6 protein-coding genes and 1 riboswitch are annotated in these 9,563 nt (G+C 28.6%); of the genes, 4 read left to right on the top strand and 2 right to left on the bottom strand.

Annotated elements, in window-relative coordinates; all coding sequences use genetic code 11:
- Positions 1 to 61 precede the first annotated feature (61 nt).
- The gene (locus KGF41_RS02440; RefSeq protein WP_227850125.1) at positions 62 to 2,488 is read left to right on the top strand and encodes a diguanylate cyclase domain-containing protein; all 2,427 of its coding nucleotides are present in this window, start codon (positions 62 to 64) and stop codon (positions 2,486 to 2,488) included.
- A 132-nt stretch (positions 2,489 to 2,620) separates the two neighbouring features.
- Here the strand turns inward: KGF41_RS02440 and KGF41_RS02435 are convergent, their stop codons facing one another.
- Both KGF41_RS02435 and KGF41_RS02430 read right to left on the bottom strand, forming a co-directional pair.
- Entirely contained in the window at positions 2,621 to 3,985 is a 1,365-nt protein-coding gene (locus KGF41_RS02435) for an amidohydrolase (RefSeq protein ID WP_227854494.1), read from the bottom strand.
- Between the two features lie 159 nt (positions 3,986 to 4,144).
- Positions 4,145 to 5,488: an NCS2 family permease gene (locus KGF41_RS02430; RefSeq protein WP_227829221.1), complete on the bottom strand. Its 1,344-nt coding sequence runs from the start codon at positions 5,486 to 5,488 to the stop codon at positions 4,145 to 4,147.
- Between the two features lie 71 nt (positions 5,489 to 5,559).
- A riboswitch (purine riboswitch) is annotated at positions 5,560 to 5,661 on the bottom strand.
- A 332-nt stretch (positions 5,662 to 5,993) separates the two neighbouring features.
- Here KGF41_RS02430 and KGF41_RS02425 point away from each other — a divergent pair.
- The 3 genes from KGF41_RS02425 to KGF41_RS02415 all read left to right on the top strand — a co-directional run bounded on the left by KGF41_RS02425 (position 5,994) and on the right by KGF41_RS02415 (position 9,449).
- The gene (locus KGF41_RS02425) at positions 5,994 to 6,647 is read left to right on the top strand and encodes a pentapeptide repeat-containing protein (RefSeq protein WP_227856314.1); all 654 of its coding nucleotides are present in this window, start codon (positions 5,994 to 5,996) and stop codon (positions 6,645 to 6,647) included.
- A gap of 140 nt (positions 6,648 to 6,787) precedes the next feature.
- The gene (gene brnQ, locus KGF41_RS02420; protein ID WP_227840535.1) at positions 6,788 to 8,059 is read left to right on the top strand and encodes a branched-chain amino acid transport system II carrier protein; all 1,272 of its coding nucleotides are present in this window, start codon (positions 6,788 to 6,790) and stop codon (positions 8,057 to 8,059) included.
- Between the two features lie 202 nt (positions 8,060 to 8,261).
- On the top strand, positions 8,262 to 9,449 hold the full coding sequence (locus tag KGF41_RS02415; RefSeq protein WP_227856313.1) for a DUF3798 domain-containing protein: 1,188 nt from the start codon (positions 8,262 to 8,264) through the stop codon (positions 9,447 to 9,449).
- The last annotated feature ends 114 nt before the right edge of the window (positions 9,450 to 9,563 follow it).

Raw genomic sequence — 9,563 nt, 5'->3', positions numbered from 1 at the left:
TGATAACAATAGTTATCTTGACCAAGAAGCCACCACTTCAAACATTACCGTAGGTAGTTAAGTGGATGGTAGTTCACATCCTATGGGTAAATTAATTGAAAGTATAGAGAAAATAAGAGATGGAGATACAAGTATAAGATTCAATAATGATAAAAATAATGAATATACTGAAATTGCTACCGCTTTTAATAATTTAATTGATACAATGGTAAGTAACTCTGAAGAACTTAAAAGAATAAATGATGACTTAGAAGTGTTGACTGCAAATATTCCTGGAGGAGTATATAAGTATAGTTGTGATGGAAATTACATATTTAGCTTTATAAATGAAGGATATCAAAAATTGTTAGGATATACAAAAGAAGAGTTTGAATCATTTTTCGATAATAAATTGTTAAATGTTATATATGAAGGTGATCGTAAACTGGTTAAAAATGCACTAGAAAAACAATTAAAAAATAGCAATATACTTGAAGTTGAATATAGAGTTGTTCGCTCTGATGGAGAAATACTTTGGTTATTAGATAAAGGCCAAATAGTAAAGGATAAATATGGGAAGCCTTGGGTTTATTGTGTTGTAATTGATATTACATCAAGTAAGTCAGCTCAAGAGCAGTTGGATATAAGTGAAGAGTGCTATAGAATTGTTATGGAGCAAGAAAATAATATTGTTTTTGAATGGAACTTAAATACAGATACAGTAAATATTTCTGACAATTGGGAAAAGAAATTTGGATATAAACTAGTTAGAAGTAATTTAATTGAAGGTATATTGAAAAATGAAATCATCTATAAAGATGATATACAGAAGTATTTAGACCTTTTTACAAATGCTATAAAAGGTGATAACCCATATCATGAAAAAGAACTTAGATTTAGAAAAGGAAAAGATAAATATATTTGGTGTAAAGTTAGATTATCTAGTATTATTGATAAGTATAGTCAATGTACACGTATTATTGGTGTCGTTGTAGATATAGATAAAGAAAAACGAAAAAATGAAGAACTTGAAAATAGAGCCCAAAGGGATTTGCTTACAGGACTGTATAATAAAATCACAGCAGAGGATTTAGTTAGAAAATACATAGAAAATGAAGGAAAAAACCTTAAAAGTGCATTATTTATAATCGATATTGATGACTTTAAAGGAATTAATGATAATTTAGGCCACTTATTTGGAGATGCAGTTTTAAATGATATATCATCTAAATTTATAAATATATTTAGAGAAAATGATATTATTGGGCGTATAGGTGGAGATGAATTTTTAATTTTTTTAAAGGATTTACATTCAGAAAAAGTATTAAAGAAAAAGGCAGATGAATTAATAAATCTATTTAGACGTTCATTTACAGGAAAAAATAAAGATTATAAGATTTTTGGAAGTATAGGGATATCTATTTATCCTGATAATGGTAAAAATTTCAAGGAGATTTTTAGATGTGCAGACAATGCACTTTATTTTGCAAAGGGAAAAGGCAAAGATTGCTATTGTATATATGAAAATAATAGCAAAATTATGGATAATGGATTAATAAAAACCAAAACCTTTAATTCTGTCTTAGGTGGAGAAGAAAATATTGATGAAGCATACAAAACTAAGTCAACATTTAGACAGAATTTTTATGAATATATATTTAGAATTTTATATGAGTCCAAAGATGTTGATACAGCAGTAAATTTTATATTAGAATTAGTTGGTAAAACTTATGATGTAAGTCGTGCATATATATTTGAAAATTCAGATAATAATCTTTGCTGTAACAATACATTCGAATGGTGCAATGATGGTATTAACCCAGAGATAAGTAATCTTAAAAAAGTATCATATAGTTTATTTGATGATTATAAACAAAATTTTAATGATAGAGGAATTTTTTACTGCAAGGATATATCTTCACTTGATGATGAGTTATATAAAATTTTGAAAGTACAAGGGATAGTATCTATGTTACAATGTGCAATCTTAGATGAGGGCGAATTTAGTGGATATGTAGGATTTGACGAATGTAATGGAAATAGATTTTGGACAAAAGAGGAAATAGAATCCTTGACATTTATATCAGAAATATTAAGTATATTCTTAATTAAAAAGCGTAAAGAAGATAAATTAATAAAATCTTATAAAACTATAAAAGCAGTTATGGATAATTTGAATTCATGGACTTATGTGATAAACAAGAATACATATGAGCTTTTATTTATAAACCAAAAGACATTAAGTATAGCTCCAAACACAGAGATAAATCAATTATGTTATAAAGCATTTTGGAATATAGATAAACCATGTGAAGTTTGTCCAATGAATGAACTTAGCGAGGAAAAAAGTTTTTGTACAATAGAATTGTATAATGATAATCTTAATGTTTGGACTAGTGCTAATGCTTCATATATTGAATGGAATGAAGAAAAAAGTGCGTGCCTAATGTGCTGTAATGATATAACTAAATATAAAGAAAATGAATCTAAACCTGAACCTAATTGTTAGTGATATATTTATAGTATAATACTACTACTATTTTTATTTTAATAAAATATAGCATAAAAAAACCAATTGTTTTGTAAGTAGACTATACAAGTTTACTTGAACCAGTATCTCTACAAAACAATTGGTTTTATGCTATTTTATAATTTTAAATTTAGAAGGAATTTTAACTTCTGATTTTTCTTTTATTTTAGAAGCTTGTTTTTTAACTTTTTCCAATAACTCAGATTCATTTACAACTAATACCGTTCTTTCTTTCATAAGCCACTTTCCATCACAAATTGTAGAATCTACATTTTCGCTAGTCATAGAATACACTATGTTTCCAATTGGATTATGCATTGGTAAGCAATGAATTGTATCTGGATTAAGAATAATCATATCTGCTTTTTTGCCAACTTCAAGACTACCAATTTCTTTTTCAAGTAAAGCACATTTTGCTCCATTTATAGTAGCCATTTCTAATATTTGTTCAGCTGGAATAACTGTTGGATTTAAAGTTCTTCCTTTATGTATTAATGAAGTTAAATACATATCTCTCATTAAATCCATTCTATTATTTGAAGGGGCCCCATCCGTACCAATTGAGACTGGAATTCCTTTTTCTAGCATTTCAGGAATTGATGCAAAACCTAGTACTACTTTCATAGCTGCACCAGGGTTATGGGAAACTTTTACATCATGCAATCTGAATAAATCAATTTCTTTATGAGTAAGCCAAACTGTATGAGCAGCTAAAAGATTTGGCCCCAAAACGCCTAACTTATCAAGATATTCAACTGTTCCAACTCCAGTATTTTGTTTTACAAATGAAATTTCATCAGCTATTTCAGCTATATGCATGTGTATACCTGTGTTGTATTTGTCAGCTAATTGTTTAGTTCTAACAAGTAAATCCTCAGTTGTATTAAAAATAGTTCTTAAAGCAAACCATATTTTAATTCTTTCATTAGATGTATTATTAAACTTATGGAATAAATCTAATTGAGTGTTGATTTCTTCATCAGTAGTTTTTTGCCATGCTTCAGGAAGACCATCTCCTGTATCCATAACTGACTTAGCTAGACATGCTCTAACTCCAGTTTTATCAACAGCTTCAACCATAGCATCGACATATTGACCACCAGACTCTAAAAATGTAGTAACACCAGATTTTATTAGTTCTACACAACATGCAGTAGATGAGATTAAAGAATCTTCGTAATTAAAGCTACTTTCATATGGCCAGATTCTTTCTCTAAGCCATGTTAAAAGCACAACATCATCAGAAAGACCACGACCTAATTGTTGAGATAAGTGAACATGTGTATTGACTAACCCTGGCATTAATATTTTTCCATTAGCATCGTATATTTCAGCATCTGTATCTACAATATTATTATCAAATTTACCAACTTTTTTTATAATATTGTCTTCAATAAGTATACTTCCATTCTCATATACTTCTCTATCTGTATTCATAGTGATTAGATATGCATTTTTTATAAGTAATTGTGACATAAATATCATCCCTTTTCTATGTATTTTTTTATCTATCTATATATTATGATAATAAATTTTATATATAAAGTTAATAGCAAAATCAATTTAGATATAAAATTGATTTTGCTATTTGCAAATTAAAAATAAATAAGCTTTTAATATATCAAAATTAAAATACTAACTTAGTACTAAGTTTACAACTGCAAGTATTCCTATAACCCAAAGTGTGATACTAATTTTATCAGTTTCTTTAGCTACAACATGCATTATTATATATGAAATAAATCCAAAACACAAACCAATACTTATACTATAAGTTAGAGGCATCAATAAAACTGTAACAAAGGCAGGGACTGCTATTTTACTATCAGCAAAATCGATTTGTTTTATACTTTCAAACATGAATACCCCAACCATAACAAGTGCAGGCGCTGCAGCATAAGTAGGAACTATACCAAGTAATGGTGTAAATATAAGTGTAGCTAAGAATAATGCTGCTGTTACTACAGAAGCAAGTCCAGTTCTTGCACCTGCTGCTATACCAGAAGCTGATTCTCCAAATGTTGTAACTGTGCTAGTTCCTAAAAACGAACCTATTAAAGTAGAAGAAACATCTGCATATAACATTTTTCCAAGGTCTTTTATTTCTCCATTTTCATCTTCAAGACCCATCTGCTTGCAACAAGTGATAAGGAATGCTAATGAATCAAACATGTCTATAAACATGAAAGAGAATATAGGTCCAATTAATGAGAATTTTAGTGCTCCTACAATATCTAATTTAAAAGCAATTGGTGCTATACTTGGTGGTGTTGAGATTATTGCTGTTGGTAATTCTACAAATCCACATATAATAGATATTACTGTTGCGACGACTATACTTATTAATATTCCACCTTTAATTTTTTTGTACTCTAATATCGCCATTAAGATAAGTGCAAAAAGAGCTATTAAAACTGTTGGTGTAAAATCTGCAAGTGAAACTATTGTATCTGGGTTTGCAATTATAACCCCCATGTTTTTTAAACCGACAAAAGCAAGGAAAAGACCTATACCTGCTGAAGATGCTACTGCTAATTCTCGAGGAATTGCATCAGCAATTGTCTTTCGTAGACCTGTTACTGCGAGTGTGAAGAATACACATCCAGATAAGAACACAACTCCAAGACCTGTTTGCCATGGAATTCCTGCTCCTATAACCAATGAATATGTGAAGAATGCATTTAGACCCATACCAGGTGCTAGTGCAAATGGTGCATTTCCTAAAATTGCAAATATCAGTGTACCAATGGCTGTAGCTAATATAGTAACTGTTATAAGTGCTGCTTTATCCATACCAGCCTCAGATAATATTGCTGGATTTACGAAAACTATGTATGCCATTGTTAAGAATGTAGTAACTCCACCTATTATTTCTGTCTTAAGGTTAGAGCCACGTTCGCTGAATTTAAACATTTTGTCTAAAAAGCTTAATGATGAATTATTTCCACCTGGTTGTACATTATTAGTGTTTGGTACCATTTTTACCTCCAAAAAACTTTAAAATATAAACAAAAAAATATATATTCATATAGATAGAATAGAATATATATTAAAATTAACATTCTATTCATAGAAAACTCATTTAAGGTGAGTTTGTAGAGACTATTAGACCATATTACTAATATTATATGAACATTTTCTATTTGTTTTTCTGTTGTATTATATCGTAATATTGTATTATTTACAATAAATTTAAAGAAATTATTCGTTTTTTTGTCGATTTTATAAAAAATTGAGGTCATTTTTTATAAAAAATAATTATTTCTAAAGATAAATATTACAGAAGTATAATAAATGTTATACTTTTATAACATTTATGCTATTAATGGAAATTCATTATAAATAAGTTTGTGATATAATTATAAATGTACTGAATACAAGAATATTTCGTAAAAACTTTTTAATATATTGAAAGTACATATAATAGTTTAATATAATAATAAAAATGAATTTAAAAATAATATAATTTATAGTGGAGGAGAAAATGACTAAAATTATTAAAGTACAAAATCCTAAATTTACAGGGGAATTAGAAAATGTTGAAAATATTGAAGCTGTATTAGATGATATATTCAATGATGAAAAAATATTTAATAAAACTATAGAAAATGAGGTTATAAGTGATTTGGATATTACAAGAGCAAGTTTTGAATCTTGTATATTTAGAAATGTATCCTTTGAAAATTGTAATTTAAAAAAGATTGACTTACTTGATGTAGTATTTGAAAACTGTAATTTATCCAATACATCTTTCGATGGAGGAAGTATATACAGAGTTGAATTTAAAGACAGTAAATTAATAGGAGTTAGATTGGATGATTGTATACTTAAAAACATATTGTTTAAGGATGTTTTAGGTAGATATTCTAACTTCTCGTTTTCTAAGTTTAAGATAGTTTCTATTTTAGATTCAAATTTTGAAAGTTCTGTGTTTCAGGAAGTAAAAAATGAAAATTTAGTATTTGAGTATACAAATTTAAAAAAAGCGAATTTTAATGGAACTAAACTTTCTGGAGTAGATTTTACTACTAATAATATTGAAGGTATTGAAGTAGGAATAGATGATATTAGAGGAGCGTGTTTTGATGTGTCACAAGCAATCGATTTAACAAAACTGATGGGAATTATCATAAAATGAAAATTATATTCAAATATTAAATTGGGAAAACGTTAACAATGTGAGAATTTTTACCAGATTGACATTTTTATGAAAATAAAGTAAGATTATCTTAATATTCAAAATATTTTCAAAGGGGGTAGTTTGGTGTGAGTAAGCAGATGAGAGATATTTTTATAGTTGGTTTTGCTTTGTTTTCTATGTTCTTTGGCGCAGGAAATCTTATGTTCCCTCCATTCTTAGGAATGGAATCCGGTAAAGACTGGTTAATTCCTCTTGTTGGCTTTGTTGTTGCAGATGCTGGTATAGCAATGCTTGTTATCATAGCAACAGCAAGATGTAAAGGAAGCATGGATGATGTACTTAGAAGAGCAGGTAAAGGATTAGCAAGAGTAATGAGTGTAGCTGCTCTAGCATGTTTAGCACTTCTTGTTATACCAAGAACTTGTGCAACAACATATGAAATGGGTATTATACCTATATTTGGAGACCATGGAGCAGTAGCTAAAGCAGTATTTTCAGTAATATTCTTTGGTTTAACTTTAGCATTTACGATTAGGTCTTCTAAAGTTATAGACATAATAGGTAAATATTTAACTCCAGCGTTATTATTAGTATTATTTGTTCTAATTGTAAAAGGGATAATCTCTCCAGCAGGACCTATGAGTCCAGAACATATGATAGATAAAAATCTATTTGGTGAAGGGATATCACAAGGTTATCAAACAATGGATGCTCTAGGTGCAGCATCTATGGCTACTATAATGTTAATGTCTATAGTGGCTAAAGGATATACATCAGATAAAGACCAAATAGGCATGACTATTAAAGCTGGTTTTGTAGCCTGTGTATTCTTGGCATTAGTATACGGTGGTCTTACTTATCTAGGAGCAACAGCTTCAACTTTATATGATACTAGCATACCTCAAGCATCTTTATTAGTTGAGATAACTAGTATACTATTATATGGTCAAGTAGGAAAGGTAATTTTAGGTGTAATTGTAGCACTTGCCTGTTTAACTACTTCTACAGGTTTAACAGCATCAATTTCAACTTATTTTGAAGGAATAAGTAAAGCAACTTATAAACAACTAGTTATAGGTATATGTGTGGCTAGTATGCTTATATCTAATTTAGGTGTTGATGCTATAATAGCTATATCAGTTCCAATTCTACAAACAATATATCCTGTTTTATTGGCAATAGTTATCATGGAATTGGCTGGTAAACATATAAAAAATGATAATGCATTTAAAGGTGCAGCATATGTTACATTACTAGTTAGTGTATTATCAGCTGTAAATGGAATGACAGGAGCTGTTCCATTTATACAAAGTTTACCACTTGCAGGTTTGGGCTTTAACTGGGTAATACCAGCTATATTGGGTGGAATAGTTGGTAACTTCATAAAAAGCAACAAACAAATAGCATAGTAATTTATAATTAATTTAATTTTATAATATATATTTTTTTTAGTACTATGGGTAGATTTAATTAAAATCTAATCTACTCATAGTACTTTTTAGATTGGATTATAATAGTTGGGATATAATTTTTTATAATATAATTTTTCTTTGAAGTATGATAAAATTAGTAATAGTGATAAGAAAGTACAAATTTAGGAGGTTTTAACTAATGCTTAAAAAAATAACAGCATTTATGCTATCTATATGTTTAATCATTGGACTTACAGGCTGTAGCTTAGTTACTGGCAAAAATGATAAAGAGAAAATCATTGATGATTTTAAAGTTGCAGTAGTAACTCAGCCATTATCTGAAAATAAAGTACAATACAATATAGTAGAAGATTTAGCCAAAGAGTATAAGGAAGCTAATGAAACTGATAAAGAAAAAGATGGTGAAGCTAGAGTTGAGCGAACTATAAAACATGTTGTGTTGCCAGAAAACTTTACTTCTAATATAGATAAGTCTATAAATGAAATAGTAAAATTGACTGATGATGAAGAAATTCAGGCAATTGTAGTATCAACAGACCAAGCAGGTCTTTTACCAGCATTACAGAAGGTAAAAGAAAAGCGTCCAGAAATAATAACTATCTCAGCTCCTATGGGAGAGGACAAAAACCAATTGAGTCAATATGTAGATGTAAATCTAGGGATTGACACAGAGGAAAGAGGAAAGTTATTAGTTGAACGTTCAAAGGAAATGGGAGCAAAAGCTTTTATTCATTATGCATCTAAGGATGATTTGAAAGATGCTGATATCGCCAAAAGACTGGAAAAAATTAAAGAGACTTGTAGAAATTTAGGAATGCAATTTGTACAAGTTAATACACCAAATATAAATACAGAAGAAGATAAAGGTAAAATGAAACAGTTTTTAAATGAAGATATTGATAAACAAGTTAAGAAGTATGGAAAAGATATAAATGTATTTGGTGTAAATGAGTACATGGATGAAGTTATATTAACTAAAGCTTTAGAGTTAAAATATATAGTTGCAGAGCAAAGTAATCCATCACCAGTGGAGACATACCCTAGCGTTATGGGATTTAAAATATCTAAAAAAGATGCTCAAAATTATGATAAGATAAATGATGTGATAAGTGAAAAGGCTAAAGCTGCTGGCATGTCAAATAGACTTGGTGGATATCCTATGCCAATGGATGCTTTTATACCATCATTAGCAACTTATCTTGCAACTGAAATGGTACTTCAAGATTTTACACAAGAAGATGTATGTGACCCAGACTATCTAGAGGCGTTTGCAGAATTAAAATTTGGTATTGGTTCAGAATTTACACCTTTAACAGAGGCACTTTATAATTATCAATCAGTAATATTAAATCAATTAATATATTAATATTAAAAGCTATGAAATTAATAATAAAAATTATTATTTCATAGCTTTTTTGCTGAAAGTATATTTTATTATTTTATAATCAGTTATAGTAAAAATAAAATTTATGATTATAAA

The sequence above is a fragment of the Clostridioides sp. ZZV14-6150 genome (assembly GCF_020657875.1).
Taxonomy (GTDB): Bacteria; Bacillota; Clostridia; order Peptostreptococcales; family Peptostreptococcaceae; genus Clostridioides.
The sequence above is the reverse complement of the archived record's forward strand: the minus strand, read 5'-3'. Positions and strand labels throughout refer to the sequence as shown.

Excerpts from the sequence above, each read along its gene's own strand:
- KGF41_RS02435 (WP_227854494.1), bottom strand. The coding sequence starts at position 3,985 with ATGTCACAATTACTTATAAAAAATGCATATCTAATCACTATGAATACA.
- brnQ (WP_227840535.1), top strand. The coding sequence starts at position 6,788 with ATGAGAGATATTTTTATAGTTGGTTTTGCTTTGTTTTCTATGTTCTTT.
- KGF41_RS02425 (WP_227856314.1), top strand. The coding sequence starts at position 5,994 with ATGACTAAAATTATTAAAGTACAAAATCCTAAATTTACAGGGGAATTA.
- KGF41_RS02415 (WP_227856313.1), top strand. The coding sequence starts at position 8,262 with ATGCTTAAAAAAATAACAGCATTTATGCTATCTATATGTTTAATCATT.
- KGF41_RS02430 (WP_227829221.1), bottom strand. The coding sequence starts at position 5,488 with ATGGTACCAAACACTAATAATGTACAACCAGGTGGAAATAATTCATCA.